Annotated in this window: 32 protein-coding genes and 1 tRNA gene; 21 read left to right on the top strand and 12 right to left on the bottom strand. The window is 54.6% G+C overall.

Translation table 11 applies throughout. From position 1 onward, the window contains the following. The first annotated feature begins 57 nt into the window (after window positions 1-57). On the top strand, window positions 58-801 hold the full coding sequence (locus AC6CWS_RS16785) for an SDR family oxidoreductase (protein ID WP_023290977.1): 744 nt from the start codon (window positions 58-60) through the stop codon (window positions 799-801). 116 nt (window positions 802-917) lie between these two features. On the opposite strand, the gene AC6CWS_RS16780 is transcribed toward AC6CWS_RS16785, so the two are convergent. The 6 genes from AC6CWS_RS16780 to AC6CWS_RS16755 all read right to left on the bottom strand — a co-directional run bounded on the left by AC6CWS_RS16780 (window position 918) and on the right by AC6CWS_RS16755 (window position 6,847). Beyond that, on the bottom strand, window positions 918-1,421 hold the full coding sequence (locus tag AC6CWS_RS16780) for a protein disulfide oxidoreductase (protein ID WP_065883836.1): 504 nt from the start codon (window positions 1,419-1,421) through the stop codon (window positions 918-920). Next, window positions 1,411-2,022 (bottom strand): DsbA family protein, encoded by a 612-nt coding sequence (locus tag AC6CWS_RS16775; RefSeq protein ID WP_023290975.1) that lies wholly within the window; start codon window positions 2,020-2,022, stop codon window positions 1,411-1,413. Before AC6CWS_RS16775 ends, AC6CWS_RS16780 begins: the two co-directional genes overlap by 11 nt. A gap of 1 nt (window position 2,023) precedes the next feature. Then, a complete protein-coding gene (locus AC6CWS_RS16770; RefSeq protein WP_065883835.1) occupies window positions 2,024-4,033 on the bottom strand; it encodes a protein-disulfide reductase DsbD family protein in 2,010 nt (669 codons plus the stop codon). Window positions 4,034-4,082: 49 nt separating this feature from the next. Further along, window positions 4,083-4,442, bottom strand: a complete 360-nt coding sequence (locus AC6CWS_RS16765) for a hypothetical protein (RefSeq protein WP_023290973.1) — start codon at window positions 4,440-4,442, stop codon at window positions 4,083-4,085. Window positions 4,443-4,566: 124 nt separating this feature from the next. Then, window positions 4,567-6,000 carry a 6-phospho-beta-glucosidase gene (locus AC6CWS_RS16760; RefSeq protein ID WP_065883832.1) on the bottom strand — a complete coding sequence of 478 codons (1,434 nt, stop codon included), beginning with the start codon at window positions 5,998-6,000 and terminating at the stop codon, window positions 4,567-4,569. A 118-nt stretch (window positions 6,001-6,118) separates the two neighbouring features. Continuing rightward, the gene (locus tag AC6CWS_RS16755) at window positions 6,119-6,847 is read right to left on the bottom strand and encodes a MurR/RpiR family transcriptional regulator (RefSeq protein ID WP_032454033.1); all 729 of its coding nucleotides are present in this window, start codon (window positions 6,845-6,847) and stop codon (window positions 6,119-6,121) included. A 50-nt stretch (window positions 6,848-6,897) separates the two neighbouring features. Between AC6CWS_RS16755 and yqfB the strand changes: the two genes are divergently transcribed. Further along, window positions 6,898-7,209, top strand: a complete 312-nt coding sequence (yqfB, locus tag AC6CWS_RS16750) for a N(4)-acetylcytidine aminohydrolase (protein WP_065883829.1) — start codon at window positions 6,898-6,900, stop codon at window positions 7,207-7,209. Window positions 7,210-7,372: 163 nt separating this feature from the next. Then, complete coding sequence (gene trhA / locus AC6CWS_RS16745) at window positions 7,373-8,035, top strand: PAQR family membrane homeostasis protein TrhA (RefSeq protein ID WP_065883827.1); 663 nt, start codon at window positions 7,373-7,375, stop codon at window positions 8,033-8,035. Window positions 8,036-8,169: 134 nt separating this feature from the next. Here trhA and ygfZ read toward each other — a convergent pair whose 3' ends face one another. Next, the gene (ygfZ, locus tag AC6CWS_RS16740) at window positions 8,170-9,153 is read right to left on the bottom strand and encodes a tRNA-modifying protein YgfZ (RefSeq protein WP_065883825.1); all 984 of its coding nucleotides are present in this window, start codon (window positions 9,151-9,153) and stop codon (window positions 8,170-8,172) included. Window positions 9,154-9,398: 245 nt separating this feature from the next. On the opposite strand from ygfZ, the gene sdhE reads away from it, so the two are divergent. Then, complete coding sequence (gene sdhE, locus AC6CWS_RS16735) at window positions 9,399-9,665, top strand: FAD assembly factor SdhE (RefSeq protein WP_002916312.1); 267 nt, start codon at window positions 9,399-9,401, stop codon at window positions 9,663-9,665. Continuing rightward, a complete protein-coding gene (locus AC6CWS_RS16730; RefSeq protein ID WP_023290968.1) occupies window positions 9,646-10,056 on the top strand; it encodes a protein YgfX in 411 nt (136 codons plus the stop codon). Before sdhE ends, AC6CWS_RS16730 begins: the two co-directional genes overlap by 20 nt. A 6-nt stretch (window positions 10,057-10,062) precedes the next feature. Here AC6CWS_RS16730 and fldB read toward each other — a convergent pair whose 3' ends face one another. Continuing rightward, complete coding sequence (gene fldB, locus AC6CWS_RS16725) at window positions 10,063-10,584, bottom strand: flavodoxin FldB (protein ID WP_004205324.1); 522 nt, start codon at window positions 10,582-10,584, stop codon at window positions 10,063-10,065. A gap of 100 nt (window positions 10,585-10,684) precedes the next feature. Here fldB and xerD point away from each other — a divergent pair, with 100 nt between their 5' ends. From xerD to lysS, 5 genes are all read left to right on the top strand, one after another. Next, window positions 10,685-11,581, top strand: coding sequence for a site-specific tyrosine recombinase XerD (gene xerD, locus AC6CWS_RS16720; RefSeq protein ID WP_004144729.1), 897 nt, complete (start codon window positions 10,685-10,687; stop codon window positions 11,579-11,581). A 22-nt stretch (window positions 11,582-11,603) separates the two neighbouring features. Continuing rightward, window positions 11,604-12,317 (top strand): bifunctional protein-disulfide isomerase/oxidoreductase DsbC, encoded by a 714-nt coding sequence (dsbC, locus tag AC6CWS_RS16715; RefSeq protein ID WP_002916301.1) that lies wholly within the window; start codon window positions 11,604-11,606, stop codon window positions 12,315-12,317. A gap of 5 nt (window positions 12,318-12,322) precedes the next feature. Then, the gene (gene recJ, locus AC6CWS_RS16710; protein WP_065883824.1) at window positions 12,323-14,056 is read left to right on the top strand and encodes a single-stranded-DNA-specific exonuclease RecJ; all 1,734 of its coding nucleotides are present in this window, start codon (window positions 12,323-12,325) and stop codon (window positions 14,054-14,056) included. 85 nt (window positions 14,057-14,141) lie between these two features. Further along, window positions 14,142-15,240 (top strand): peptide chain release factor 2 gene (gene prfB / locus AC6CWS_RS16705; protein WP_101862173.1). Its coding sequence is split into 2 segments (ribosomal slippage): window positions 14,142-14,216 and window positions 14,218-15,240, totalling 1,098 coding nucleotides; the frame shifts between segments, so codons are not numbered across the junction. Between the two features lie 9 nt (window positions 15,241-15,249). Beyond that, on the top strand, window positions 15,250-16,767 hold the full coding sequence (gene lysS, locus AC6CWS_RS16700) for a lysine--tRNA ligase (RefSeq protein ID WP_008806422.1): 1,518 nt from the start codon (window positions 15,250-15,252) through the stop codon (window positions 16,765-16,767). A gap of 204 nt (window positions 16,768-16,971) precedes the next feature. Here the strand turns inward: lysS and idi are convergent, their stop codons facing one another. Further along, on the bottom strand, window positions 16,972-17,526 hold the full coding sequence (idi, locus tag AC6CWS_RS16695) for an isopentenyl-diphosphate Delta-isomerase (RefSeq protein WP_065883823.1): 555 nt from the start codon (window positions 17,524-17,526) through the stop codon (window positions 16,972-16,974). A gap of 315 nt (window positions 17,527-17,841) precedes the next feature. On the opposite strand from idi, the gene actS reads away from it, so the two are divergent. The 4 genes from actS to AC6CWS_RS16675 all read left to right on the top strand — a co-directional run bounded on the left by actS (window position 17,842) and on the right by AC6CWS_RS16675 (window position 19,857). Beyond that, window positions 17,842-18,555 carry an amidase activator ActS gene (gene actS, locus AC6CWS_RS16690; protein WP_050533763.1) on the top strand — a complete coding sequence of 238 codons (714 nt, stop codon included), beginning with the start codon at window positions 17,842-17,844 and terminating at the stop codon, window positions 18,553-18,555. A gap of 80 nt (window positions 18,556-18,635) precedes the next feature. Then, window positions 18,636-18,709, top strand: a tRNA-Gly gene (locus AC6CWS_RS16685). 536 nt (window positions 18,710-19,245) lie between these two features. After that, window positions 19,246-19,572 (top strand): hypothetical protein, encoded by a 327-nt coding sequence (locus tag AC6CWS_RS16680; protein WP_024623141.1) that lies wholly within the window; start codon window positions 19,246-19,248, stop codon window positions 19,570-19,572. Window positions 19,573-19,581: 9 nt separating this feature from the next. Beyond that, window positions 19,582-19,857, top strand: a complete 276-nt coding sequence (locus AC6CWS_RS16675; protein WP_498256427.1) for a hypothetical protein — start codon at window positions 19,582-19,584, stop codon at window positions 19,855-19,857. A 106-nt stretch (window positions 19,858-19,963) separates the two neighbouring features. Here AC6CWS_RS16675 and AC6CWS_RS16670 read toward each other — a convergent pair whose 3' ends face one another. The 3 genes from AC6CWS_RS16670 to AC6CWS_RS16660 form a co-directional block, all read right to left on the bottom strand. After that, window positions 19,964-20,230, bottom strand: coding sequence for a hypothetical protein (locus AC6CWS_RS16670; protein ID WP_072145363.1), 267 nt, complete (start codon window positions 20,228-20,230; stop codon window positions 19,964-19,966). A 482-nt stretch (window positions 20,231-20,712) separates the two neighbouring features. Continuing rightward, window positions 20,713-20,922: a hypothetical protein gene (locus AC6CWS_RS16665; protein ID WP_072145364.1), complete on the bottom strand. Its 210-nt coding sequence runs from the start codon at window positions 20,920-20,922 to the stop codon at window positions 20,713-20,715. Window positions 20,923-20,926: 4 nt separating this feature from the next. Continuing rightward, window positions 20,927-21,487: a tyrosine-type recombinase/integrase gene (locus tag AC6CWS_RS16660; RefSeq protein WP_024623144.1), complete on the bottom strand. Its 561-nt coding sequence runs from the start codon at window positions 21,485-21,487 to the stop codon at window positions 20,927-20,929. Between the two features lie 705 nt (window positions 21,488-22,192). On the opposite strand from AC6CWS_RS16660, the gene AC6CWS_RS16655 reads away from it, so the two are divergent. The 7 genes from AC6CWS_RS16655 to AC6CWS_RS16625 all read left to right on the top strand — a co-directional run bounded on the left by AC6CWS_RS16655 (window position 22,193) and on the right by AC6CWS_RS16625 (window position 26,589). Next, complete coding sequence (locus AC6CWS_RS16655; RefSeq protein ID WP_024623145.1) at window positions 22,193-22,882, top strand: DNA N-6-adenine-methyltransferase; 690 nt, start codon at window positions 22,193-22,195, stop codon at window positions 22,880-22,882. A 1,077-nt stretch (window positions 22,883-23,959) separates the two neighbouring features. Continuing rightward, complete coding sequence (locus AC6CWS_RS16650) at window positions 23,960-24,142, top strand: hypothetical protein (protein ID WP_072145365.1); 183 nt, start codon at window positions 23,960-23,962, stop codon at window positions 24,140-24,142. Window positions 24,143-24,161: 19 nt separating this feature from the next. Then, a complete protein-coding gene (locus AC6CWS_RS16645) occupies window positions 24,162-24,323 on the top strand; it encodes a hypothetical protein (RefSeq protein WP_165451294.1) in 162 nt (53 codons plus the stop codon). 57 nt (window positions 24,324-24,380) lie between these two features. After that, on the top strand, window positions 24,381-25,208 hold the full coding sequence (locus AC6CWS_RS16640) for an ArsR family transcriptional regulator (RefSeq protein ID WP_498256426.1): 828 nt from the start codon (window positions 24,381-24,383) through the stop codon (window positions 25,206-25,208). Between the two features lie 407 nt (window positions 25,209-25,615). After that, the gene (locus AC6CWS_RS16635) at window positions 25,616-26,026 is read left to right on the top strand and encodes a hypothetical protein (RefSeq protein ID WP_498256425.1); all 411 of its coding nucleotides are present in this window, start codon (window positions 25,616-25,618) and stop codon (window positions 26,024-26,026) included. After that, window positions 26,027-26,251, top strand: coding sequence for a hypothetical protein (locus AC6CWS_RS16630; protein WP_498256424.1), 225 nt, complete (start codon window positions 26,027-26,029; stop codon window positions 26,249-26,251). Next, complete coding sequence (locus AC6CWS_RS16625; protein ID WP_498256423.1) at window positions 26,251-26,589, top strand: hypothetical protein; 339 nt, start codon at window positions 26,251-26,253, stop codon at window positions 26,587-26,589. Before AC6CWS_RS16630 ends, AC6CWS_RS16625 begins: the two co-directional genes overlap by 1 nt. The last annotated feature ends 8 nt before the right edge of the window (window positions 26,590-26,597 follow it).

Below are 26,597 nucleotides of genomic sequence, written 5' to 3'. Positions count from 1 at the left end.
CGGAATTAGCTATACTTTTAAAGGCGCTGCGGCGCCTTTATTTTTTGGGAGAAAAGCATGGGGATAGCACTGATTAGCGGCGCGAGCCGCGGAATAGGCCGGGCGACGGCGCTGCTGCTGGCGCAGGAAGGGTATACTGTCGCGGTCAATTATCATCACAATATTAACGCTGCCACCGAGGTGGTGAATACCATTGTTGCCGCCGGCGGCAAAGCCACGGCGCTGCGGGCGGATATCAGTGATGAAGCGCAGGTGATGGCGATGTTTGAGGCGATTGACCGCATGGGCGAGCCGCTGACGGCGCTGGTCAACAACGCCGGGATCCTCTTTACCCAGTGTACGGTGGAGAGCCTGAGCGCCGAGCGCATTAACCGCGTGCTGGCGACCAACGTGACCGGCTATTTCCTCTGCTGCCGCGAAGCGGTCAAGCGCATGGCGCATCAGCATGGCGGCAAGGGCGGGGCGATAGTTAACGTGTCGTCGGCGGCGTCGCGCCTTGGCTCGCCGGGAGAATATGTTGATTACGCTGCGTCGAAAGGGGCGGTGGATACCCTGACCACCGGGCTGGCGCTGGAGGTGGCGGCGCAGGGGATCCGGGTAAATGGCGTGCGCCCTGGCCTGATTTATACCGAGATGCACGCCTCCGGCGGCGAACCGGGGCGCGTGGATCGGGTGAAGCATTCGCTGCCGATGCGGCGCGGCGGTCAGCCGGAAGAGGTCGCTCAGGCCATTGCCTGGCTGCTGAGCGACAAAGCGTCCTATGTGACGGGCAGTTTCCTCGAACTGGCGGGCGGTAAATAACCCGCTGATGTCAATTGCCCGGCGGCGCTGCGTTTGCCGGGCATGGGGGTAAGGCGAACGGTAGGCCGGGTAAGGCGTAGCCGCCACCCGGCATAAAGTCCGGTAAAGTGGCTGGCCTACCAGGAGGCCAGCCACAGCCGCAGACGCATTCCCCAGCCGCTGGTCCAGCCGGTGGTAACCGACTTCACCTCGCCTCGATAAATCACCACCAGCGTTGGCGTCACCCGAATGTCCCACTGCCGCGCCAGCTGGCCGCTCGGGTCATTCACCGTCGGCAGCGCCAGTTTCTTTTTGGCAAGCCACGTCTCCAGCGCGGCGTTATCGCCGGATCGCAGGGCCACGGTCAGCACATTGCCGCCATCGGCGGCAAGCGATTCCACCGACGGCGTGGTGTAGCGACAGACCCCGCACCAGGTGGCCCAGACGTACAGCAGCAGCGGCTTTTGCTGGCTCATGGCGTTCAGATCCACCGCCCTGCCGTCGAGGGTGCGCAGCGATGTGGCGCTGACGTTTTGCGGCAGCGCGGGCTGGCGAAAATAATCCACCGCCAGGCCCACCGCCGCGCCAATCAGCAGCCACACCGCCAGCTCACGCAGCCAGCGCCGGAGCTTACTGGCCACGGGCTTTCGCCAGCTGCTCTTTCACCAGCCCCTCCAGTTCGTCAGCAGGGATCGCCCCGGCCACCATCTGATCGCCGATGATGGTCGCCGGCGTGCCCTGAATATTCAGCACCTGCGACAAAATCAGGTTCATCTTCAGCGAATCCATGGTCTTGTCATCGAGACTGACGCTGTCGGTGGCGGTTTTCTTCTGCGCCGCGGCGATGCTGGCGTCATCGTGATAGCCTTTTTTCGCCATCAGCCGCTGATGCAGCGCCCAGAACTTATCGGGCTGCTGGCGCCAGGTAGAGAGCGCCGCTTTGGCGGCATTGACCGAACTTTGCCCCTTGAACGGCAGCAGCTTCACGATCAGCTGGATGTCCGGGTTATCGTGGACGATTTTTTCCAGCATCGGATCAAACTGTTTACAGTAAGGACAGTTGTAATCGGTAAACGAGACGATCGTCAGCTTCGGCGCTTTCGCGCCGGTGCGCGGGCTGTTCGGATCGTTAAACAGCAGCTGCGCCAGCTGGTCATTACCGTTTGCTGGTGGTTCTTCCGCCGGGGCGGCGAAGCTGAAGGCGGATACGCACAGCAGCAATAAGGCGGTGATAGCTCTCATGTTAGTTTCCTTTGGCGGCGGACAGGGTGGCGAGGAGGTGTTCGCGATCTAACAGCGCAGGCAGGATCTCTCCCTGCGGCAATCCCGGTCCGTAAATCTGGTTAAACGGCACCGCGGCGCTGCCGCGGTCGGTTAAAAACTGACTAATCGTGGCGGAGGGGCGGCTCCAGTCGCCGCGCAGGGCGACCACGTCCGGCGCTAACAGCGCCTGCTGGACGTCATCGCGCAGCAGCACGTTGTATTTATTGGCTTTACAGGTCACGCACCAGTCGGCGGTGACATCAATAAACACCCGCTTATGTTCCGCCAGGGCGCTGGCGATAGCCTGCTCGCTGAGCGGCTGCCAGTTAACCCGGTCGCGGCGCGGGCCCTCGCCGTCAGGCCGGGAGACAAAGGCGACGGCGCCGGCCACCACGATGGCCAGAGCCCCTGCGCGCAGCGCTGTCCGCCAGCGGTAGCGCCAGGCGGTGGCCAGCAGCAGGGCTACGGTCAGTATCACCAGCAGGGTAAGCACCGGGGTACGGCCGATGTGGATCGTCAGCAGGTTGACCAGCCATAGCGCCGAGCCAAGCATCATCACCCCCAGCGCCACCCGCAGATGATTCATCCAGCGGCCTGGGCGCGGAAGGCGTTGCGCCAGCCCCGGCCAGGCGACGATCAGCAGCCACGGCAGGCTCATGCCGACCCCCATGGCGAAGAAAATCCCCCACAGCAGCGGCAGCGGCGCCACCAGCGCCACCGACACGGCGGTGCCGAGGAACGGCGCGGTGCAGGGCGTCGCCAGCAGGGTGGCGAAGGCGCCCTGCCAGAAATGGCCCATTAAGCCGTTGCCGCCGCGGGTGGCGAGGAAGGTGCTGGCGGTGGAGGAGAGGCGGATTTCGAACAGCCCCAGCAGACTGGCGCTGAACAGGACCATCACCAGCGCCATGGCGCCGATAAACCACGGGTTCTGAAACTGGATCCCCCAGCCGAGCGCCTGATTACCCAGGCGTAGCGCGGTCATCATCAGTGCCAGCGCCAGGAACGAGACGACGATCCCGCACGCCGAGGCGAGGAACTGTCGGCGCACCGCGCCGCGTTCGCGATGTTCGGTTTGCACCAGCGAGCCGAGCTTCATCGCCAGCACCGGCAGGACGCAGGGCATCACATTGAGGATAAGCCCCCCGGCCAGCGCCATCAGCAGCACCCAGCCTAACGCCGCTCCCGGCGCGGCGCTGCCTGCGCGGATAGCGAGCTGGCTTTCCTGCGCCTGGCCGCTATCCGCCAGCACCAGCGACAACGTTTTACCGCGTAGATCCGGCGCCGCTTCGCCCCAGCTGTCGGTGACCGGCACGCTGGCGGTCAGCGTATCGCCGCGGGTGGTAAAGCTCGGCTTGCCGAAGTCGACATCCTCCATGCTGTCGATAAACAGCGCTGGCTGCTGCCAGCCGGCATCACGGCGGGCGGTCACCGTCAGTTTGCCGCTGACGTAGCTGGCGCTCAGCTGCGAAGTCAGGCCATCGCGCAGCGGCAGCGTGCCCATCGCACGGGTGTAATCGTAGGCAAAACCCTCCCCTGGCGGGACCGTCATATCCAGCGAAAAGGGATAGTCAGTGAGAATGCAGACATTGCTGCAGGTGGATAATGTCAGTACGCCGCTGAGCGTCGGCGGTATCTTCCCGCGCAGGGTCATCGGGAAGCTGACGTCGCCGTGATACCCCTGAGTGGAAATGCCCGCAACGTCGAAACGCTGCGGCGTCGGCCAGCGCCAGTCAACCGCCAGCGGCGTGCCCCAGGCGATAGCCGGCGCGATGCCGCCTTCCCCTGGCGAGCGCCAGTAGGTTTTCCAGCCCTTTTCCAGCGCCACGTCTAAAAGCAGGCGGGTATCGCCATTGCTCTCGGTTTGCGCCCGCAGGCGCACGCTGGCGTGTTGATTATCAGCGGCGCGTAGCCAGCCGCTGTCGGCGGCCTGGCTGACGGGCAGCCATAGCCAAAGCAGGCAGACCAGTAGTCGCCTGAATAACATAGACATAAATTTGCTCCATAAATGATGAATTAACCTGAACTGTCAGGAAAATCACTCACTCACGGAAGACGCATAATCGCAGATGCACCCGCAATCGGGGCGGGGAGATAACGCGGGGAGGCCACTGGCGTTCGATACGCGGCGGGATCGCCGCCAGCACCGCCAGCAGCAGGGTGATAGCCAACAGCGCCCCTTCGAACAGCATCGGCGGGACGGCCATCAGCGACTTGGCGCTGAGCTCGCACGGCGTGACCGGCGCGTCGGCCTTATCCTGGGTTTGCTGTAGCGACGGGCTGTCGGCAGCGAGGTTCATGACCAGCGCGTGCATCCCGGCCATTCGCTGGGCGGTGCAGACCAGCACCACCAGACAGGCCAGGAGAACAAAAAGAATGGCTTTGCGTTGTCGCTTAATCATGAGCGCCTCAAATATTCACGAGGCCTATCTTATCGGGCGAACGCGTTTTGGCAATGGTAAAGCTGTAAAGAAGTGTCTGGCGGATAAGCGATTTGCCCTCTCCCGGCCGGGAGAGGGCAGTCAATTACAGATTCTCACCGTTGCTGGCGATGACCTCTTTGTACCAGTTGAAGCTCTTCTTGCGCGAGCGGGACATATCGCCGGTGCCGTCGTCGTGTTTGTTGACGTAGATGAAGCCGTAGCGTTTGCTGTACTGGCCGGTGGTGAAGGAGACGCAGTCGATGCAGCCCCACGGGGTATAGCCCATCAAATTGACGCCGTCGTAGGTGACGGCTTTCATCATCTCTTCGACGTGGGCGCGCAGGTAGTCAATGCGGTAGTCATCGTTGATGCTGCCGTCGGCTTCGACTTTGTCGTAGGCGCCAAAGCCGTTCTCGACGATAAACAGCGGCTTCTGGTAGCGCTCATACAATTCACACAGGGAATAGCGCAGACCGACCGGGTCAATCTGCCAGCCCCAGTCGGAGGCTTTGACGTGCGGATTCGGCACGCTGCCTTCGAAGCCGGAAATGGCGTCGCCGGTGCCGCCTTCGGCTTTTACCGCGTTGGTCATGTAGTAGCTGAAGCCAAGATAAGCGCAGGTGCCTTCGCGCAGGATCTGCGCGTCGCCATCTTCCATCTTGATGTTGAAGCCGCGGCGCTCCCACTCATTCAGCACATAGCTCGGATAGTAACCGCGCAGCTGAACGTCGGTAAAGACGTAGCGCTCGCGCATCGACTCCTGAGCAAACATCACATCTTCCGGTTTGCAGGAGTAAGGGTAGAGGGCGACCATCGCCAGCATGCAGCCGACCTGCATGTCCGGGTTAATACCACGCGCCGCTTTCACCGCCAGCGCGCTGGCGACGAACTGATGGTGCAGCACCTGGTACATGGTCTCTTCCGGGTTGTCATGCTCGGTATAAACCACCCCGGAGCAGCAGTAGCCGAACAGCGGCGCGCGCCAGTTACGCTGGTTATTGATCTCGTTGAAGGTCATCCAGTATTTCACTTTGTGCTTATAGCGCTCGAAGACCACTTCGGCGAAGCGCACAAAGAAATCGACCACTTTACGGTTGGTCCAGCCGCCGTACTGCTGCACCAGGTACAGGGGCATCTCGAAGTGGGAGAGGGTGATCACCGGCTCGATGTTGTACTTCAGCAGCTCGTCGAACATGTCGTCGTAGAACTTCAGCCCCTCTTCATTCGGCTGGGTCTCGTCGCCCTGCGGGAAGATGCGGGTCCAGGCGATGGAGGTACGGAAGCATTTGAAGCCCATCTCGGCGAACAGTTTGATGTCTTCTTTGTAGCGGTCGTAGAAATCCACCGCTTCGTGGTTGGGGTAATATTTGCCGGCTTCAACCTGGTGGGTGATTTCACGCGGCACGCCGTGCGCCCCGCCGGTCAGTACGTCGCAGATGCTCGGGCCTTTGCCGCCCTGATCCCAGCCGCCTTCAACCTGATGCGCGGCAACCGCGCCGCCCCATAAAAAATCTTTCGGAAGGGTTAATTTTTTCATCCTGGCTAATCTCTCTAATAACTATTGCTCTCGAGTCTAGCAAAGTGAAATTGAATGTCACGATATAACAAATTCCGCCATACGTAATATGTTACATCGAAAAAACAGGCTGTTATTTTTAGCTGATTTTGCGCGCTAATTTACGTCCGAGCGTTTCGAGAATATAGATCACTGGAATTTGCGTCGTAATATCGTAGACACCGCCAATGCGCGTCTGCGGCACGTGCCAGGAGAGATTGAAATCGGCCAGTTTGGCCAGCCGCGAGTGTTCGTGACTGGTAATGGACATCACCTTGCAGCGGTGCAGGCTGAACTGGCTGGCGAAGCGCAGGATCTCTTCCGTCTCGCCGGAGACGGAAAGCACGATCGCCAGCGCGTTACGGGCCATATCGTTAGTCACCGGAAAATAGGGGTCATCAATATGATTACTAAATTTCCCGACGTTGGAGAAGAAGCGGGCGCCATATTTCGCCAGCGCGCCCGAGGTGCCTGCGCCGACGAAAATAATACGTTCGGAGGCGAGAATAATATCGACGGCCTGCTCGAGTAATTCATCGAACTCGTCATTATTAACGCTTTTAAAAAAGCTCATGATTTCGCTGGCGCCGATATTTGCCTGTTGAGGCTCGTTCTGCTCAAGATATAATTTAAAGCGCACGCGAAATTCAGAGTAGCCCTCGCACTGCAGTTTGCGGCAGAAGCGCAACACGGTGGTGGTGGAGACGCCGGCGGCTTCGGCCAGTTCGCGGATGGTCATGTACATCACTTTGTCACGATTCTTAATGACGTAGTGGTAGACCATCATCTCAAGATTATTGAGACTGGCGACAGCGGCGTGGGAGAACATACTCACAGTGGCGAACTCACAATTCATAATGACCAGGACGGAATTATATCATGCAGGCCAATGACATTACCTTTTTTCAGCGCTTTCAGGAGGACATCCTCGCCGGGCGCAAAACGATCACCATTCGCGATGCGGCGGAGTCGCACTTTAAGCCCGGCGATGTGCTGCGCGTCGGGCGCTATGAAGACAACGGCTATTTTTGCACCATCGCCGTGACCGCGACCTCGACGGTGACTCTCGACACGCTGACCGAACAGCATGCTCAACAGGAGAATATGACCCTCGGGCAGCTGCGTCAGGTCATCAGCGACATCTATCCTGGCGAGAACCAGTTTTATGTCATTGAATTCAAAACGCTTTAAGGTAATCAGGAACAGCTGTGAGTTGAAATAAAATTGTAACTTTATGATTTTAATGTATTTACAAATATACATCGTTTTATTTTAGCTAACAGGTGTTCACTGGAATCATTCTCAGTTACCCTAAGTGGGCAATGAAAGCGTTCTTGTTTTCACGGAGTCAAATATGGTGCGCAAACCATTAATCACTCAGGGATATTCTCTGGCAGAGGAAGTTGCCAACAGCATCAGTCACGGGATCGGGCTGGTGTTCGGTATCGTCGGCCTCGTGCTCTTGCTGGTGCAGGCGGTGGACACTAACGCCAGCGCGACGGCGATCACCAGCTACAGTCTGTACGGCGGCAGCATGATTATGCTGTTTCTCGCCTCCACGCTCTATCACGCGATCCCGCATCAGCGGGCGAAACAGTGGCTGAAAAAGTTCGACCACTGCGCCATCTACTTGTTAATCGCCGGGACCTATACGCCGTTTTTGCTGGTAGGGTTGAACTCGCCGCTGGCGAAGGGGCTGATGATCGTCATCTGGAGCCTGGCGCTGCTGGGGATCCTGTTTAAGCTGACCATCGCGCACCGCTTTAAAATCCTGTCGCTGGTCACCTATCTGACCATGGGTTGGCTGTCGCTTATCGTGGTCTATCAGCTGGCGGTAAAGCTGGCGGTGGGCGGCGTGACGCTGCTGGCGGTCGGCGGGGTGGTGTACTCGCTCGGGGTCATCTTCTACGTCTGCAAACGCATTCCCTATAACCACGCTATCTGGCATGGCTTCGTGCTCGGCGGCAGCGTGTGTCACTTCCTGGCGATCTATCTCTACGTCGGTCAACACGGATAAAAAAAGAGCCCCGTAAGGGGCTCCTTGCTGCATATCCTGACCACGTCCACGCTTATCGTGGCGACGAAATTCTGCGACCTGGTCGCCCGACTCAGCCGCTTGCGCCGCCAGCCGGCAACTGCCGAGGGATGAGGTTAAGCTTCTTCCAGCGAATAGGGCAGCGGTTCGATGCGCAGGCTGCCGGCATCGTCGCGCACGCGGAACACGCTGTCCGGCTCCATATCGTTATTCATCACCACCTGCACCAGCAGCTGGCCATCATCCAGCTGAACCGCCGCAAGCACCGTACCGGTGCGGCGCCAGTTTTCGCCCATCTTCAGCTCCAGATCTTCTCCGGCCTCCGGCACCCGGCTGGCGGTACCTGACAGCGTCCACAGCGCGCGCTTATTGGCGCCGCGGAATTTCGCCCTGGCGACCATTTCCTGGCCGGTATAGCAGCCTTTTTTGAAGCTGATACCGCCCAGCGCCTGCAGGTTGGTGGCCTGCGGAATGAACTGCCCGCTGTTGGCGCTGTCGATAACCGGCAGACCGGCTTCAATATTCAGCGCCAGCCACTGCTGGCTATTGTTGAGCTGCGCTTCGCCGCGCAGCGCGTCGGTGACGCGATTGGCGGTGTCGACATCGGTCACCAGCAGGAAGCGTTCGCCCGGGTGTTCAAACCACAGCAGGCTGGTGGCGCCTTCGCTAACCACCGGCGTCGCGGCGTCGGGCAGGGCGGTGAACAGCGGCGCCAGCGCGGCGCGCGCCTGGAAGCCGGCCACCCCCAGCAGAACCAGATCGTCGTTGGCGGCGATGGTGACTTTGGAGAAGACGGCATATTTTTTCAGCTCGGTCAGCTGCGCGTCGCGCAGGCTGCGGCGCTCAATCCACGCGAAGCCGCCGTCGCGGCGGAATACGCGCAGGTTGCTCCACATCTTGCCTTTGGCGTCACAGTGGGCGGCAAGCAGATGCTGGGCATCGGTGAGACTGCTCACATCGGCGGTAATCTGCCCCTGCAGATATTTTTCGCTGTCCGGTCCGCTAATTGTCGCCAGCGCCCAGTCATCCAGGGTCATCAGCGTTAACGGCAGACGAGCGGAAGAGGAAGGCTGACGCGGAGGAAAAGGTGTAAAAGCCATAGTCATATCCTGAATCGCTTAACGCAGTGTGTGTGACCAATGGTAAAAGAGCTATAGTGCATTGCAAGCGCTTTCAACAGGCCATTTGTGCGCTGACGTTTGGCGACGGCCTGACGCGGGAAAACAATAAGCCCATCATTATTTTATGGTTTTTATGGAAGGATGCTCGCATTCAGCGATATTCCTGTAAAGTTACGGCAGAAAACGGGTTAAACTAACCTATATTTTGCTGCTGGAAGGTCAACATGGACATTAACAATAAAGCACGTATCCACTGGGCATGCCGCCGCGGGATGCGCGAACTCGACATCTCCATCATGCCGTTCTTTGAGTATGAGTACGATACCCTCAGCGACGCTGACAAACAGCTGTTCATTCGCCTGCTGGAAAATGACGATCCGGATCTGTTCAACTGGCTGATGAACCACGGCAAACCGGCCGATGCGGAGCTGCAGCGGATGGTAACCTTAATTCAAACACGGAATCGGGAACGTGGTCCTGTGGCAATCTGATCTCCGTATCTCCTGGCGCGCGCAGTGGTTTTCCCTGCTGCTCCACGGCGTTGTGGCGGCGCTGGTGTTGCTGGTTCCCTGGCCGTTAAGCTACACCCCGATCTGGCTGCTGCTGCTGTCGCTGGTAGTCTTTGACTGTGTGCGTAGCCAGCGACGGATCCATGCCCGTCGCGGGGAGATAAAACTGCTCACCGATTCCCGGCTGCGCTGGCAAAACGCCGAATGGGAGATCCTCGGGACGCCGTGGGTCATCAACAGCGGTATGCTGCTGCGTTTGCGCCATGTCGATACCCGACGCGGTCAGCATCTGTGGCTGGCGGCGGACAGCATGGATCCCGGAGAGTGGCGGGATCTGCGCCGGTTGGTGCTGCAAAAACCGGCGCAGGAGTAAGCGGCGTCAGGAGAAGTGTTCGGCCATTTCGCCGAGGATCTGCTCGCACCAGCTCTGGATGCGCTCGTCGCTCAGGTCGTACTGGTTGGTTTCATCCAGCGCCAGGCCAACGAACAGTTGGCCATCAGCGATCACCGGTTTCGGGCTGGTGAACTCATAGCCTTCGGTTGGCCAGTAGCCGACAAACTTCACGCCTTTGGTCGCCAGCTTGTCATGCAGCATGCCCAGCGCGTCAAGGAACCATTCGCCATAGCCCAGCTGATCGCCCATGCCGTACAGCGCGACGATTTTGCCCTCCAGGTCCAGGGTGTCCAGCTGGTCCCAAACCGCTTCCCAGTCTTCCTGAATTTCGCCGAAATCCCAGGTCGGGATGCCGAGGATCAGTACATCGTACTGGCTCATCAGGGCGGGGGAGTCATCTTTCAGATTGTGCAACGTCACCAGCTCAGGGCCGATGATATCGCGGATTTTCTCCGCGGCCATTTCGGTGTAGCAGGTACTGGAGCCGTAAAACAGACCTATATTCATCGCGTAAACATCTCGATTCTTGCTGTGAATGGCGGGCAGTGTACCAGAAAGGCGTCCTCTTAAGGCATAATGAGAGCGTTTAACGAACAAAGAGGCCGATGTGAAACAGGATCTGGCACTAATCGAACAGTTTCTCGATGCCCTTTGGCTGGAGCGCAATCTGGCGGAGAATACGCTCAGCGCCTACCGTCGCGATTTGACGATGCTCGTGGAGTGGCTGCACCATCGCGGCCTGTCGCTGGCAAGCGTCGGCAGCGACGACCTGCAGGCGCTGCTGGCCGAGCGGCAGTCCGGCGGCTATAAAGCCACCAGCACCGCGCGCCTGCTGAGCGCCGTGCGTCGTTTCTTCCAGCATCTGTACCGGGAAAAAATTCGCCCGGACGACCCCAGCGCGCTGCTGGCCTCGCCGAAGCTGCCGCAGCGGCTGCCGAAGGATCTCAGTGAGGCGCAGGTTGAGCGTCTGCTGCAGGCCCCGCTGGTGGAGCAGCCGCTGGAGTTGCGCGACAAAGCGATGCTGGAGGTGCTGTATGCCACCGGCCTGCGCGTCTCGGAGCTGGTGGGGCTGACGATGAGCGACATCAGCCTGCGCCAGGGCGTGCTGCGGGTGGTGGGCAAAGGCAACAAAGAGCGGCTGGTGCCGCTGGGGGAAGAGGCGGTACTGTGGGTGGAAAATTACCTCGAGTATGGTCGCCCCTGGCTGCTGAACGGCGTGGCGTCGGATGTCTTATTTCCCAGCCAGCGCGCCCAGCAGATGACGCGTCAGACCTTCTGGCACCGGATTAAACACTATGCCGTGCTGGCGGGGATCGACAGCGAAAAGCTCTCCCCGCACGTGTTGCGCCATGCGTTCGCCACGCATTTGCTCAATCATGGCGCCGACCTGCGCGTGGTGCAGATGCTGTTAGGACACAGCGATCTCTCCACCACGCAGATCTACACCCACGTGGCGACCGAGCGTCTGCGACAACTTCATCAACAGCACCACCCGCGGGCGTGAGTGCTGAACAAAAGGACTGAGTATGAAAAAAGGTTTATTGATGTTCACCCTGCTGGCGGCTTCCCTTTCCGGGGCGGCGCATGCCGATAGCGCGGCAATTAAACAGTCGCTGGCGAAGCTGGGTGTGCAGAGCACCGATATTCAACCGTCGCCGGTTTCCGGGATGAGCACGGTGCTGACCGACAGCGGCGTACTGTATGTCACCGACGACGGCAAGCACATCATCCAGGGGCCGATGTACGACGTGAGCGGCGCGCAGCCGGTCAATGTCACTAACCAGCTGCTGCTGGGTAAACTGAACGCGCTGAGCAACGAAATGATTGTCTACAAAGCGCCGAAGGAGCAGCACGTCATTACCGTCTTCACCGACATCACCTGCGGTTATTGCCATAAGCTGCATGAGCAGATGAGCGACTACAACGCGCTGGGGATCACCGTGCGCTATCTCGCCTTCCCGCGCCAGGGACTGCAGAGCCAGGCGGAGCAGGACATGAAGGCCATCTGGTGCGCGAAAGATCGCAACAAAGCGCTGGATGACGCTATGAACGGCAAGGGCGTGCAGCCGGCGAGCTGCAGCGTGGATATCGCTAAACACTACACCCTTGGCGTGCAGATGGGCGTCAACGGTACCCCGGCGATGGTCCTCAGCAACGGCATGGTGCTGCCGGGCTATCAGGGGCCGAAAGAGCTGAAGGCGTTCCTCGACGAGCATAAAAAACAGACAAGCGGTAACTGATTCGCGTGAAACAACAGATACAACTACGCCGCCGCGAGGCGGTTGACGGCGTCGATTTACCCGCCGAACTGCCGCCGCTGCTGCAGCGGCTGTATGCCAGCCGCGGGGTGCGCAGCGCCCAGGAGCTGGAGCGCAGCGTCAAAGGCATGCTGCCGTGGACGCAGCTCACCGGCGTTGAAAAAGCGGTCGGGATGCTGCACGACGCTTTCCAGAAAGGGTTGCACATTGTCGTAGTCGGCGATTTTGACGCCGACGGCGCCACCAGCACCGCGCTCAGCGTGCTGGCCCTGCGCGCGCTGGGCTACGGCAACGTCTCCTACCTGGTGCCGAACCGTTTTGAAGACGGCTACGGCTTGAGCCCGGAAGTGGTCGATCAGGCCCACGCCCGCGGCGCGCAGATGATCATGACCGTCGACAACGGGATCTCGTCCCATGCCGGCGTCGATCATGCCCATGCGCTGGGGATCCCGGTGCTGGTGACCGATCACCATCTGCCGGGGGAGACGCTGCCGGCGGCGGAGGCCATCGTTAACCCTAACCTGCGCGATTGCGACTTTCCGTCGAAATCGCTGGCCGGGGTCGGGGTGGCGTTCTATCTGATGCTGGCGCTGCGCACCTTTCTGCGTGATAACGGCTGGTTCGATGCCCGCGGCATCGCCGCGCCGAACCTTGCCGAGCTGCTGGATCTGGTGGCGCTTGGCACTGTTGCCGACGTCGTGCCGCTGGATGCTAACAATCGTATTCTCACCTGGCAGGGGTTAAGCCGCATTCGCGCTGGCAAATGTCGGCCCGGCATTAAGGCGCTGCTGGAGATTGCCAACCGCGATCCGCAAAAGCTGGCGGCCAGCGACCTCGGTTTTGCCCTCGGGCCGCGCCTGAACGCGGCGGGGCGGCTGGACGACATGTCGGTGGGCGTCGCGCTGCTGCTGTGCGATAACATTGGCGAAGCGCGCGTGTTAGCCAATGAGCTTGACGCGCTCAACCAGACGCGCAAAGAGATCGAGCAGGGGATGCAGGCGGAAGCGCTAACGCTCTGTCAGCAGCTGGAACGCAGTAGCGACACCCTGCCCGGCGGGCTGGCGATGTACCATCCGCAGTGGCACCAGGGGGTGGTCGGCATCCTCGCCTCGCGAATTAAGGAACGTTTCCACCGGCCGGTGATCGCCTTTGCGCCCACCGGCGACGGTACGCTGAAAGGCTCCGGCCGCTCCATTCAGGGGCTGCATATGCGCGATGCGCTGGAGCGTCTCGATACGCTCTATCCGGGGCTGATCCTGAAGTTCGGCGGCCACGCGATGGCGGCAGGATTATCGCTGGAAGAGGCGCGCTTTGAGGAGTTTCAGCAGCGCTTTGGCGAGCTGGTGACCGAGTGGCTGGATCCCGCGCTGTTACAGGGCGAGGTCGTTTCCGACGGGCCGCTGGCGGCGGCGGAGATGAGCATGGAAGTGGCGCAGATGCTGCGCGACGCCGGGCCGTGGGGACAGATGTTCCCGGAACCGCTGTTTGACGGCCGTTTCCGCCTGCTGCAGCAGCGGCTGGTGGGCGAGCGTCACCTGAAGGTGATGGTCGAGCCGGTTGACGGCGGCCCGCTGCTGGACGGTATCGCCTTCAACGTGGATACTTCCATCTGGCCCGACAACGGCGTGCGTGAAGTCCAGTTAGCCTACAAGCTCGACATCAATGAGTTCCGCGGCAACCGCAGCCTGCAGCTGATCATCGATCACCTCTGGCCAAATTGACAACAGTGTATGAATAAGGGCGCGAATCCGGTAGAATTCCGCTCTTATCACCGCATTTTGACAAATCCATTAAAAGAAACCGACCATGTTTGAAATAAATCCGGTAAAAAACCGCATTCAGGACCTCACGGAGCGCTCCGACGTTCTTAGGGGGTATCTTTGACTACGATGCCAAGAAAGAGCGTCTCGAAGAAGTAAACGCCGAGCTGGAACAGCCGGACGTCTGGAACGAACCTGAACGCGCTCAGGCGCTGGGTAAAGAGCGTTCTTCCCTGGAAGCCATCGTAGATACCCTGGATCAGATGTCCCAGGGGCTGGAAGACGTTGCCGGCCTGCTGGATCTGGCCGTGGAAGCGGACGACGAAGAGACCTTCAACGAAGCCGTCGCCGAGCTGGATACGCTGGAAGAGAAGCTGGCGCAGCTTGAGTTCCGCCGCATGTTCTCCGGCGAATACGACAACGCCGATTGCTACCTCGATATTCAGGCAGGCTCCGGCGGCACCGAAGCCCAGGACTGGGCCAGCATGCTGATGCGCATGTACCTGCGCTGGGCGGAAGCGCGCGGCTTTAAGACCGAGATCATCGAAGAGTCCGAAGGTGAAGTCGCGGGCATTAAATCCGTGACCATCAAGATCATCGGCGATTACGCTTACGGCTGGCTGCGTACCGAAACCGGCGTTCATCGTCTGGTGCGTAAGAGCCCGTTCGATTCCGGCGGCCGCCGTCATACCTCCTTTAGCTCTGCGTTCGTTTACCCGGAAGTTGAAGACGATATCGATATCGAAATTAACCCGGCCGACCTGCGCATCGACGTTTACCGCGCCTCCGGCGCCGGTGGGCAGCACGTTAACCGTACAGAATCCGCGGTGCGTATTACCCACATCCCGACCGGGTTGGTGACGCAGTGCCAGAACGACCGTTCGCAGCACAAGAACAAAGACCAGGCCATGAAGCAGATGAAAGCGAAGCTTTATGAGCTGGAGATGCAGAAGAAAAATGCCGAGAAGCAGGCGATGGAAGACAACAAGTCCGATATCGGCTGGGGCAGCCAGATCCGCTCTTACGTGCTGGATGACTCGCGTATTAAAGATCTGCGTACCGGGGTGGAAACCCGCAACACTCAGGCGGTGCTCGACGGCAGCCTGGACCAATTTATCGAAGCAAGTTTGAAAGCAGGGTTATGAGGAACCAACATGTCTGAACAACAAGCACAGGGCGCTGACGCGGCAATTGACCTTAATAATGAACTGAAAACCCGTCGCGAGAAGCTGGCTGCGCTGCGTGAGCAGGGCGTCGCTTTCCCGAACGATTTCCGTCGTGACCATACCTCTGACCAACTGCACGCTGACTTCGATGCCAAAGAAAACGAAGAGCTGGAAGCGCTGAACGTTGAAGTGGCCGTGGCTGGCCGCATGATGACCCGCCGTATCATGGGTAAAGCGTCCTTCGTCACTCTGCAGGACGTTGGCGGCCGCATCCAGCTGTACGTAGCGCGCGATGACCTGGCGGAAGGCGTTTACAACGACCAGTTCAAAAAATGGGATCTCGGCGACATCATCGCCGCCCGCGGTAAGCTGTTCAAGACCAAAACCGGTGAGCTGTCTATCCACTGCACCGAGCTGCGTCTGCTGACCAAAGCCCTGCGCCCGTTACCGGACAAGTTCCATGGCCTGCAGGATCAGGAAGCGCGCTATCGTCAGCGTTACCTCGACCTGATCTCCAACGATGAATCGCGCAACACCTTTAAAGTGCGTTCGCAGATCCTGGCGGGTATCCGTCAGTTCATGGTTGGCCGCGGCTTTATGGAAGTGGAAACCCCGATGATGCAGGTGATCCCGGGCGGCGCCTCCGCGCGTCCGTTCATCACCCATCATAACGCGCTGGATCTGGACATGTACCTGCGCATCGCGCCGGAACTGTACCTCAAGCGCCTGGTCGTGGGCGGTTTCGAACGCGTCTTTGAGATCAACCGTAACTTCCGTAACGAAGGGATCTCCGTTCGTCATAACCCAGAGTTCACCATGATGGAACTCTACATGGCCTATGCGGACTATAAAGATCTGATCGAGCTGACCGAATCCCTGTTCCGCACCCTGGCGCAGGACATTCTCGGCAACACCGAAGTGCCTTACGGCGACCAGGTGTTCGACTTCGGCAAGCCGTTTGAAAAACTGACCATGCGCGAAGCGATCAAGAAATACCGTCCGGAAACCGAGATGGCGGATCTGGATAACTTCGATTCCGCGAAAGCGATCGCTGAGTCTATCGGCATCAAAGTGGAGAAGAGCTGGGGTCTGGGCCGTATCGTGACCGAGATCTTCGAAGAAGTGGCGGAAGCGCACCTGATCCAGCCGACCTTCATCACCGAATACCCGGCGGAAGTTTCTCCGCTGGCGCGCCGTAACGACGTCAACCCGGAAATCACCGACCGCTTTGAATTCTTCATCGGCGGCCGTGAGATCGGTAACGGCTTTAGCGAGCTGAACGACGCCGAAGATCAGGCGCAGCGCTTCCAGGACCAGGTTGATGCGAAAGCCGCGGGCGATGACGAAGCGATGTTCTACGATGAAGACTACGTCACCGCGCTGGAGCACGGCCTGCCGCCGACCGCCGGTCTGGGTATCGGTATCGACCGCATGGTGATGCTGTTCACCAACAGCCACACCATCCGCGACGTGATCCTGTTCCCGGCAATGCGTCCGCAGAAATAATCGCGTCTTGTGAAATGCAAAAACCCGGCTTGCCGGGTTTTTTTATGTCTGACGTGAGGCCTGAAGTCTGGCGTAGCTCGGCTGGCGGCGTAAATGCCTTATCCGGGCTACGCAACAGCGCAGAACCGTAGGCCTGTGCAAGCGTAGCGCCGCCAGGCATTAATGACAGGCACAGGGCTGCGCCTGGCCTGGAGAATAGTCAGCTTACCCGCGCACACGCGCAACAAAGTCGGTCAGCGCCTGGCGAGCGTCCCGATTTTCCGCTTCCAGCACCATCCACGGGCTAAACGCCCACGGCGTGGCGGCCAGCGCGCATAACATCGTTGCCAGGTCAACCCACTGATAATCCATGACTTCATCGTCGTTAGGCAGCACTTCGCTCACCACGCGCGCGGCATACACCGGGCATACTTCGTTCTCAACGATGCCGTTCGGGGCGACCGCCCGGTAGCGGAAGGCCGGGTGAACCGGCACGATGTCGGCGATCTCCACGCCGAGTTCGAAGCGACAGCGGCGCGTGACGGCCTGCTCGAAGGTCTCGCCCTGCTGGGGGTGTCCGCAGACGGAGTTGGTCCACACCCCGGGCCAGGCTTTTTTGCCCAGCGAACGGCGGGTGACCAGCAACTGCCCCTGCTGATTAAACAACCAGCAGGAAAACGCGAGATGTAAAGGGGTATCAAGCGTGTGGGCGGCATACTTCTCCAGCATACCGGCAGGTTGATCCTGCTCATCCAGTAAAATGACGTGTTCCCCGGCCATGACGACTCCTGAAAATAAAAAATGACCCGGCACAAACCCGCCGGGTCATGTACTCAGGCCTCTAGGGTAGCCCATAAATGGGAGAAAGGCATTACCAAAACAAGCCCTGGAGTCCGCTCTGTGAGCGGCAACGCGTCATGGCGGGTAAGTCCACCACGACGTGCGGCTTCAGCAGCAATTGCTGTCCGTCGCGGGCCGTATGCGATGGCGGGGGGCTATTGGTTTCGCCATCAGGGATGACGCCCTGCGCCGCGGACTGGTATGATATTCGCCCTGGTTGCGAGGTAAGTGGTTGTGTTAAGTGCAGGATGCCTGATGATGAAACGCGTTTTTATGACACTGATGCTGGTGGTAAGCCTGGCGCTGGCCGGTTGCTCCAGCAACTCCGATTCCGGTACGACCTACACCGTCAAACGCGGCGATACCCTGTATGGCATCTCCCGCACCACCGGCACCAGCGTTCGCGATCTGGCCCGCCTGAATAACATCTCCCCGCCTTACACCATTGAGGTGGGGCAGAAGCTGAAGCTTAACGGCAGCAGTTCAACGAAGACAACGAAGAAAAAATCTGCCTCCACGCGCACGGCGGCGGTCACGCCTTCGTCCGCGGTACCTCAGTCCTCCTGGCCGCCGGTGGGACAGCGCTGCTGGCGTTGGCCGACCAGCGGCAAAGTGGTCCTGCCTTATTCCACCGCCGATGGCGGCAATAAAGGCATTGATATCGCCGGAACTCGCGGCCAGCCGGTCTACGCCGCCGGGGCGGGCAAGGTGGTCTACGTCGGCAACCAGCTGCGCGGCTACGGCAACCTGATCATGATTAAGCACAGCGAGGATTACATCACCGCCTATGCCCACAACGATAAGCTGATGGTGAATAACGGCCAGAGCGTGAAGGCCGGCCAGCAAATCGCCACCATGGGCAGTACGGATGCCGACTCAGTGCGTCTGCATTTCCAGATCCGCTACCGGGCGACGGCCATCGATCCGCTGCGCTATCTGCCGCCGCAGGGCAGTAAGCCTAAGTGCTAAAAGGTTATTTTATCGCCAGTCAGCATCCGGCGGGCTTGTCACAGGGTGCGTAAGGGCTATAATGCTTCTCGCACCTCTTCGCGGGCGTAGTTCAATGGTAGAACGAGAGCTTCCCAAGCTCTATACGAGGGTTCGATTCCCTTCGCCCGCTCCAGATCTCTCCCCTTGTCGCAAAACACCAGCCAGCTACTGGCTTAAATGTGTTTCGCTATCAACAACTTACCGTGAAGTAAGTTGTTTGTGATCGTTCTACCATTGAACGACTAAGTACCAACGGGGATTACACTGTTAGTTGTCACGGTAAGTTAACGGTTGATGAAAGTTTAACTTAACGTCGGCGGCAGTTCTAGAGTCACACCGCGATAGTCCAACGTGAACGAAAAGCCTGACCGGGCATTGTCATTTCATCGACAGACTGATCACACGCATTTAAGCCCGATGCCCCTCACTGAGGGATAAACAGGTTTATGGTGATATTGGTACTTGCACACCACATGCAAGCTCTATCAGCGTTTCAGCCACGCTCCGAAAGGTACACGGTTATCCTGATAAGGTGGGATCGCTCTGACAATCTTGATGAAGTCGCTACGCTCCGCTTGTTGCTGTATCACCAACGGGGCTTTATGGCTTGTATTGTCCAAAATCTGCGCTACGCTACCTTTGATTACACACAGCAATGGACATAAAAACATGCAAAACGAACACTTTAAAGCCAGTACTCAATATAACGATTTCAAAGGCACTGTTGCAGCGGACAGGGCCGATCAAGACAGCTTTAGTGACTTCCTGAGAGCTAAAGGGATTCTGAAAGATGATGAAATAGTTAAAGGCATTTCTTTCTTCAGAACTGGGAATCTCTTTGATGTAGAGGCATATATAATGGAACAAACTGGCGAGTTAAGAAGAGAAAATGTCCAAATAACTTTGGAAGACTTTTTCAATACATTCAAGCGCTTTTCAATCAAACTCTCTCGTAATGGAGAGTTTGATGATCAAGAAATTGAGTTCAAAGAGTAAGGAATCATCATGAGCATTTACTTTAATGAGCACGGTAGCGCGATTGGATACCAGGTAGAAGGACGCTGGACAATCAAGGGCGATTATTTGCAAATCGAACATGGCCCCAACATCCCAGGTGGCTTGTACAAAATTAACGATAATAAGGTGAAATTCCCACTCGACTACAAAGAGGTTGAGGGAGTGATCGATACTGAGAAACTTACTTTTACTGTGTGTGGTACCGTATATAAAATGATTAAATCATCTGAACCGTTTGCCATACCTGTACGTTTTCCTACCTAAACGTCTTCACACTCGGGCAGCGGTACCCCATGAGGAAAATAAAAAACAAATCCGTGGGATGTATAGCTTTAAGGGGGCGGGATGCCCCCTTATTGAATTGCGATTCTTAACCTACATTGCGGTAAGAATCATTCACACCGTTACGATACCCTTCAGCAAAAGCAGCCTGTGGGCTTTTATGACGCACAGTTCCTGCCTGACTATCAGGTAAGGCGGCTAAGTCTACCCAAACCTGACCTGTACGAGCTAGACCTGCGCGATACCCCTGATCATAGGCACAACCACAACATTTGTGGCGGCCCTCACCACCTTGATCGTGAGGTAAGCTGATGAAAAGCGTGTTGTAACGGTGTGACTGTTTACAAATGGTCATGCAATGCTCCTTATGAGCGCTTATTTTAGGGTTTACATGATCCTCTTTGCCTGGCACAATCAAGCCGTCAGAAATGAAGGCAAGGCAAAGATTCATACGAGTTTGGCGACTCCTATTGGTCATGCAATGCAAGCCGGGTTTGTGAAAATGGACCCGGTTTTTTTATGCCTGCAATTTAGGCAAGGGTACTACATGTAGTGGCATGATCATGACTACCTACTACATGAGCAATATTCTATTAAGGATTCTTCTTAGTACAAGAGTTGATTTTGACGTTAGATTGAGGTTGCGGAAGGGTAATAATCCGCAAGTCCCCGTCGCATAAGGCCTGGAGAAGAAGTCAATAAAACAGAAAAAAAAATGAAAATTTGATCGAGTGATGATTCTCGGCAATTTGTTACCAGTAACTCTGACATTATTTCCTACTCATTTCCTACTCCTCACCTCAGCCAAAATTGTTTTACACGGCTCTTCTTCCTTCTTCAATTTTCTGAATCCTCTGTGTTGAATGTTTTTGCATACGGGCAACTCTGAGCGCTCGTAACGTATGTGAACAGGTAATTGGTGTTCTCATACACACATAGTGTTTTACCGTTCTCCGTTTGCTCCTCCTGTGGATTGGTTAAGGTTATCTGCGTGGCATTCGCCAAGGCTGGCAGTAGTGCCAGCGTCAGCACGATTAATGGTTTCATGTGATTACTCCCAAATGTTAGCAAGGGCAGCGCCCACGCTCTTAACGTCGATCTTCAAATAGTTCATGGTCACTTTAGGATCTGAATGGTTGAGGGTACGCATAGCTAAAGCTAGGTTGCCGTTGCTCTGTTCAAATACCTGCGTAGCGGCAAACTTGCGAAAAGAATGGCACCCTACCGTTCCTTTAATCCCTACATTTTCAGCCGCTTGTTTTAGCTCCCGGTTTACCTGCTCACGACTCACAGGGGATTTTCCTGATGCACGGTTGCTGTGTGACGTGAAAACGTATTCGTCTCTCGGGAATGCCTGGCGGCGGCGTTCTACAATCTCCCAGACTTTGGGGGGAATAATGATTTCCTTCTTCTTACCTGTCTTACTCTCCAACACTTCCAGCGTGTTTCCTTCCTTGAACTGGCTGAACTTCAAATTCACCGTATCCCCGACACGTAGGCATAAAGAGGCCATAGCTATGGCTACGTCTGCGAATAGCTGTTTGTTATGACTCTCAAGCCAACTAACCAGCTTAAATGCTTCTGCCTGTGTGATTATCTTCGTGGTCGCCATCTGCTTATCTCCGTCAATATTGAAACTGTGAGATAAGATTATGATCATTTTCAGTTAGTTACAATGATTAAATCTCACTTTTTATCTGATTTATAGGGGCGGGGAGATCCCTTGCTTAGGGTGCTTAACGCAAAAAAGCACGCCCCATCATTTCAAATTTTCGCCAGTTTCAAATATCTGCTTATAAATCAATGTGTTGGCATTTATAAACACATGTTTATTCTTGCCAAATGAAAAACGGCTTATGCATAAACACTGAATAAACCTTGCATAGTGGAGATGGTGAAAGGGTGGTGATAGATTTGTTTGTTATTTGAATCAATAGGTTAGATTGCCTACCTCACATTACTACAATACCGTGAGATAGGGATTTGCATAGTAAATGATAATGGTTGTTATTTGCATCAATTAATTGTTATATTATAACATTTTGTGCTTTTAAAATTACGCTTTTGAAATCTCGTTCAACAAATAGAACAAATTGCACCTGTCATGAAAGTAGTTTGCTACGACAATCAGTGCTGTAACCCGCATGGCATCTGGCTTCGACATAGTTAACCATTTCTACAATGAAAGTTGTTTGTTCAGTTTGGCTACATTATCCCGTGAACATTCAGGGCTATTAATACTGTGTTAATGGTTGATTTATTGTGTGTTTAATGGTCTATTTGTGCCACATTTACGGGGAATAGTGACACAGATTAAATGGCAGAACAGGGAACGGATTTAAGGCGATATTTACGACATGGGAGTATTGTAGGAGAAAATGGGTCAGACGACTGGCAAACTCCGAGAGCTATATTTGAGGCGTTGAATAAACGTTTCCAATTCACTCGTGATGCAGCAGCCACAAAACAGAATAGCCATTGTGCTCGATATTGGACTAAAGAAGATGATGCCTTATTAATGGATTGGACTCAGGAGAAATCATTATTTATAAATCCGCCTTATTCTAGGGTGGAAAGTTTCCTGGCTAAAGCCCACGAGCCGGAGACGGCAGTATTTTTGATTCCATTTAGACCGCAAACCGGGTTCTTCCTCCAGTTTGTCTGGGCTTCGCCCTATCTGCACGAAATGATGATAATCCATCGTGGTATACGTTTTATTCATCCAGATAGGGTGGAATCTGTACGTAGTCCGATGCCTGTTGTGGTGTTGGTTTATCGTAATAAGCCCAGGAAGCGGGATTTATTAATCACCGTCAACTGTGCAGACAGCCTGCATACATTGCATGTAGTGGCGGGGCAGAGGCCAGGCCATCCCCTGGAACACGGGCACAGCATCAGAAATAAAATAATACAGGAATACCAACGAGGAGCCACCGTTGCGGAATTGGTGAGGAAATACGAGGGGAAGGTGTCCCGGCGTAGCATCTACCGCTGGGTGAAGGGATAGCACCTATAACAACGGCAATCTTTACCTGCCAATTACCAGCACGGGCTAACCTTAATTGGTGACAAAATGGCACTTATTAGGCTGTGATTGGTGACAATTTGGCACTCTATAGCTAGAACATACATCAAAATGATGTACATCAGCATGAGGTAATGAATGGAACATACATCAAAATGATGTATAAAGACCCATGACATACATCAAAATGATGTATGAACGCATAGAATGCACATCAAAATGATGTACTATACAAAGAGATTCTAAAAGCGATCTCTAAAAGAGAGCTTTTAGAAGATCTATGTATTTAAAAAGAAATTATTACTCGTGTTACTCGCCGGGAAATCTCACCTACGCTCCCTCGTGGGGCTTACGGTTCGACCCGCGCATAACACAGCGTAGCGTTCTTACTTGTGCCAGGCTTTTGCCTTCGTGAAACGAGGCACAATAGCTATTGCGCTGTGCGCGGTATGTAACCATGTACCCAACTACACTACCGTGTAATCGTCTACATGCTAACTCTACCTAACTCCAATTAACCCATTAACCTAACTCCTATTAGTCGTTAGTTTCCTGTGCTAATTCTCGAAGGTAGAGCAGCAGGGCTAAAGCTCACCGTGCTACGGTTCACTAAGCCTCAATCCAATACCAGCTAACTACCATCTTGATAACTACCGTTATCCCTCTGTAGTTGTGCTATTTGTTTCGGGAGTAAGTGCCAGAGGGCGCACAGGAAGCCCGTAGAGCGCTTTAAATAGGGTAGGTGGTGCACTGGTAGCCTGAAGGCGTCAGAGCGCCTTACAGAGCGTTACAGGAGGCTTTAGGTGCATACCACAAATTCACATTGACATCAATCAGTAATTTTTTCTATAAAGAGCACGAATGGTAAAGCAAAAGTATAACTAATTGAAAATGATCAATTTATTTTCTCTAGGGGGGTTGACAAATGCACTCAATCATGATAAAGTAGTATTAGGGACAGAGAAAACCTCTTCTCTATCTATCAAATAAATCAACAATCCAACGCACTATTAGCCTTTTGGCTGAATGGTGTTTTTCTATTTATAAGGAAAATCAATTATGAAATGGTTTACGCCGGATGATGTTGTTAATGCGTTTAACACAGGAGCAATCACTCGTTATCAGATTAGAATGAATCGAAATACAGCCCGCCGCCGTGGATACCCAGAAAGAGCCGCAGTTTTTGATGAAGCACTACGTATTATCGATGCAGCAAAAGCAGCAGAAAACGACACAGAGTAATAAACAAGGAGAAAACAGTATGAGCGAAAACCAAAAGAAACAACCGCGCACTTGCCTACACGTACCTGATGAAATCTTTCAAGTCTTATTTAAGGAAGCGAGAAATCAGAGAGTGACAGTTACAGAATACATCCTCAATGTTCTGCAAAAAGAGGCAACCAATCTTAACAAGGGCAAGTGATCCCATTATCACCTTAGTAGCGCCGCGAGCGTGATTACATACAAGGAATAAATTTCTATGACAAAAATAAAATACATCAATACTGATGTGTTCCAATACGTGCCGATTGAGGACGCATTCAATGAGTGTACGCGAATTACCAATCTGACGACAGGTATTACAGAATCTCTATCCCCTGCTGATAAACTCTTTTACGTAAGAATGCGTCACCGCCACCAGTTTTTTGTAAATGAGCGAGGAGGAACCTACTACGACGACATTGATCAGCTTGGTGCCAGTATTGGTATTAGCTCATCAACAGCAACGCGTATTGTTGCAAAGTTGAAGAAAGCCGGGTTAGTGGTTGCCACGCTGTCAGGGCGGTCTAATAAATGGACAATACTACCGCTCACGCCGGATAACTTCCTCTTTGAACGTGACATTAATGCGATGGAAAGAGGAGCAGCGCCAGAATGGGTGGATTGTTTAAAACATCCCGTATTTGGTAACGTCAAAGAAGATGTAGCGCCAGAGGTGAAGGAAGAGAAGCAGCAAGCTGTGCCGGAAATCGATCCTATGTGCGAGCTTGATGAATTGCCGGAAGATGAAACGCCAGCGCCGGAAAAAGTGAAGCCAAAGCCCGCGAAGAAACCAGCGCCAAAGAAAGCACCCGCCAAACAACAAACCGTTTCTCCATTTGAGTTTAGCAGTCCACGTGATGAAACGAAGGATTGGTTTTATCTAAAACATTATCAGGGTGCAGAGCGGTTTACCACCTTTACAGATTTTGATCTCCCGTATTTGGCACTATTCAAGGCACAGGGCGCACTCACTAATCCTTATGCTCTGGATTATCTCCAGATCAGAACAGATCAAATACAACGACAGTTAGCGAGGAATACATGATTCAATACATAAAACTGAACAACACAAACCAAATCCAGATAAATGATGCAGGGAAACAAGTGTATTATTCCCTGTTATGGTTTTGGAAGGGACGAAAAACAGAGATTAGCTATGGAGAACTCGAAGAAAAATCAAATCTTTCTCATTCGGGGTGTCTATTCTGGATGCGAGCCTTACAAAATCTAGGTGTTATTGAGATAGACGATGAATCTCATTATCTCTCATTCACTCTAAAACGTATAGAAACAGATTCTGTAGAGTTTATCTACACCAACTTCTAATCAGAAATCTTCTAAATAACAATAATCAGGAAACATCTATGATCATTATGCTCTATTGGACATTATTTATCTACATAACAGTTCCCTATTCATGGATGTTTTCCTCATACAAGGAAAAAAATAACAATGGGAAAAAGAGAACGAAACGTACTAGCACGTATTGAACGACAATCCACAGTATTACCCCCCGCTAAATCCCTAGCCTCTAGAAAAGAGTTTCGGGAACTATCCCACCTCTCTATGCTATGGAACTCCACCCCTGGGGACTGGGAAACAGAAATAATCGAACATGATAGCCCTCCGTTATCAGAGGAAGAGCAGGAAGTATTAAATGACATTCTCTCATCCTGTGATGGTGGTGTGTATTTTAATCCTCGTAAACGAAAAGAATACATCGTCGATAGTTCAGATTTGAAGAAGTGGCAGGTTATGTCCTTTGAGGACTATGTGTCCTTTTGTGGGTATTTATCGATTAATGGCCTCAATAACCTGGTGAAGGACTTCGACGCAGTATACGGCGATAAGGAAAGTGAATAAATGCACCAAGAAACAACAAAAACTAGACGATTCGAAAACCTATTAAACTGGTGCCAGGGGCAGGTGAGAGAAATCGAGTTTATTTTAGAAGACGCCTATCTGAGTGAAGAAGAAAAAATAGCAGCGCTTGAGGAACTTCTCGATAAATCGCTAACTATGCAATCGCCTCTCATCGTACTAGGCAATAAAATCAAAACAGCAATAACACAATTAAAGGATCAATAATGACCACTTCTACCTCCTATAACACCCTACAATCTGTATTACAGATATACCACGATAACTACGCTGTCCCTATGCTGCGTCTTGTCAACCTGATGCAACGCGACAGAACGCCTGAAAGCGTTATGGCGGCGATTAAAGCGCAAGATTTAGCGCAAGCAATGCTGGAGCATGTTGGAGACGTAGCGAGCCGTATAGCCAGCCAGGAACACTCCACGCTAACACAGGATGAGGCAGATAGTATTTCTGAGGAAATCTCTGATGCCCTGCTGCTGCTATTGTCGTGCATTGAAGAAACGTGCGAAATGGCGCTCGAACTGGCACCGAACACCAACTACTAGGAATAATC

The sequence above is a fragment of the Klebsiella sp. M041 genome (assembly GCF_059759695.1).
This window is presented reverse-complemented; position numbering and strand designations above follow the sequence as displayed.

Bases quoted from the DNA above. Each gene is read 5' to 3' on its own strand.
- AC6CWS_RS16785 (WP_023290977.1), top strand. From the start codon at position 58: ATGGGGATAGCACTGATTAGCGGCGCGAGCCGCGGAATAGGCCGGGCG.
- AC6CWS_RS16775 (WP_023290975.1), bottom strand. From the start codon at position 2,022: ATGAGAGCTATCACCGCCTTATTGCTGCTGTGCGTATCCGCCTTCAGC.
- AC6CWS_RS16770 (WP_065883835.1), bottom strand. From the start codon at position 4,033: ATGTCTATGTTATTCAGGCGACTACTGGTCTGCCTGCTTTGGCTATGG.
- AC6CWS_RS16765 (WP_023290973.1), bottom strand. From the start codon at position 4,442: ATGATTAAGCGACAACGCAAAGCCATTCTTTTTGTTCTCCTGGCCTGT.
- AC6CWS_RS16760 (WP_065883832.1), bottom strand. From the start codon at position 6,000: ATGAAAAAATTAACCCTTCCGAAAGATTTTTTATGGGGCGGCGCGGTT.
- AC6CWS_RS16755 (WP_032454033.1), bottom strand. From the start codon at position 6,847: ATGTTCTCCCACGCCGCTGTCGCCAGTCTCAATAATCTTGAGATGATG.
- yqfB (WP_065883829.1), top strand. From the start codon at position 6,898: ATGCAGGCCAATGACATTACCTTTTTTCAGCGCTTTCAGGAGGACATC.
- trhA (WP_065883827.1), top strand. From the start codon at position 7,373: ATGGTGCGCAAACCATTAATCACTCAGGGATATTCTCTGGCAGAGGAA.
- ygfZ (WP_065883825.1), bottom strand. From the start codon at position 9,153: ATGGCTTTTACACCTTTTCCTCCGCGTCAGCCTTCCTCTTCCGCTCGT.
- sdhE (WP_002916312.1), top strand. From the start codon at position 9,399: ATGGACATTAACAATAAAGCACGTATCCACTGGGCATGCCGCCGCGGG.
- fldB (WP_004205324.1), bottom strand. From the start codon at position 10,584: ATGAATATAGGTCTGTTTTACGGCTCCAGTACCTGCTACACCGAAATG.
- dsbC (WP_002916301.1), top strand. From the start codon at position 11,604: ATGAAAAAAGGTTTATTGATGTTCACCCTGCTGGCGGCTTCCCTTTCC.
- lysS (WP_008806422.1), top strand. From the start codon at position 15,250: ATGTCTGAACAACAAGCACAGGGCGCTGACGCGGCAATTGACCTTAAT.
- idi (WP_065883823.1), bottom strand. From the start codon at position 17,526: ATGGCCGGGGAACACGTCATTTTACTGGATGAGCAGGATCAACCTGCC.
- actS (WP_050533763.1), top strand. From the start codon at position 17,842: ATGATGAAACGCGTTTTTATGACACTGATGCTGGTGGTAAGCCTGGCG.
- AC6CWS_RS16680 (WP_024623141.1), top strand. From the start codon at position 19,246: ATGCAAAACGAACACTTTAAAGCCAGTACTCAATATAACGATTTCAAA.
- AC6CWS_RS16675 (WP_498256427.1), top strand. From the start codon at position 19,582: ATGAGCATTTACTTTAATGAGCACGGTAGCGCGATTGGATACCAGGTA.
- AC6CWS_RS16670 (WP_072145363.1), bottom strand. From the start codon at position 20,230: ATGACCATTTGTAAACAGTCACACCGTTACAACACGCTTTTCATCAGC.
- AC6CWS_RS16665 (WP_072145364.1), bottom strand. From the start codon at position 20,922: ATGAAACCATTAATCGTGCTGACGCTGGCACTACTGCCAGCCTTGGCG.
- AC6CWS_RS16660 (WP_024623144.1), bottom strand. From the start codon at position 21,487: ATGGCGACCACGAAGATAATCACACAGGCAGAAGCATTTAAGCTGGTT.
- AC6CWS_RS16655 (WP_024623145.1), top strand. From the start codon at position 22,193: ATGGCAGAACAGGGAACGGATTTAAGGCGATATTTACGACATGGGAGT.
- AC6CWS_RS16650 (WP_072145365.1), top strand. From the start codon at position 23,960: ATGAAATGGTTTACGCCGGATGATGTTGTTAATGCGTTTAACACAGGA.
- AC6CWS_RS16645 (WP_165451294.1), top strand. From the start codon at position 24,162: ATGAGCGAAAACCAAAAGAAACAACCGCGCACTTGCCTACACGTACCT.
- AC6CWS_RS16640 (WP_498256426.1), top strand. From the start codon at position 24,381: ATGACAAAAATAAAATACATCAATACTGATGTGTTCCAATACGTGCCG.
- AC6CWS_RS16635 (WP_498256425.1), top strand. From the start codon at position 25,616: ATGGGAAAAAGAGAACGAAACGTACTAGCACGTATTGAACGACAATCC.
- AC6CWS_RS16630 (WP_498256424.1), top strand. From the start codon at position 26,027: ATGCACCAAGAAACAACAAAAACTAGACGATTCGAAAACCTATTAAAC.
- AC6CWS_RS16625 (WP_498256423.1), top strand. From the start codon at position 26,251: ATGACCACTTCTACCTCCTATAACACCCTACAATCTGTATTACAGATA.